Origin of the sequence: Gilliamella sp. Pra-s52 (assembly GCF_009795805.1) — a bacterium.
Lineage (GTDB): Bacteria > Pseudomonadota > Gammaproteobacteria > Enterobacterales > Orbaceae > Gilliamella.
The window spans coordinates 1-250 of the sequence record NZ_WTEY01000063.1; the positions used below are offsets into that span (position 1 = coordinate 1).

Here is a 250-nt window from a genome sequence, read left to right on the forward strand (position 1 = left end):
CATAACATTAAAAGAAAAATGGCACTTAGGTGCCCTTATTCTTCAAGTGGAGGATAACCTGGCCAGTAATTTTCAAATGGTAGCTGCCCCATAGTAATGGCATATTTACGCCAAAGTTGGGCTTGTGCAATATCTTGTGCTTGGCTTAATACAATTGACCAAGTCGGTCGTTGCCAACTATACATTGATCCAATACCATCTCTAAGGTAAAGTTGGTAAATATTATTAAAGAATTTAAACCGTTCAGTAA

1 protein-coding gene is annotated in these 250 nt (G+C 37.2%); it reads right to left on the reverse strand.

Annotation, left to right across the window (positions count from 1 at the left end; genetic code table 11):
* Nucleotides 1-35 precede the first annotated feature (35 nt).
* Nucleotides 36-250, reverse strand: a 215-nt coding sequence (locus tag GQ594_RS11960; RefSeq protein ID WP_237398529.1) for a hypothetical protein, incomplete at its 5' end; no start/stop codon positions are given.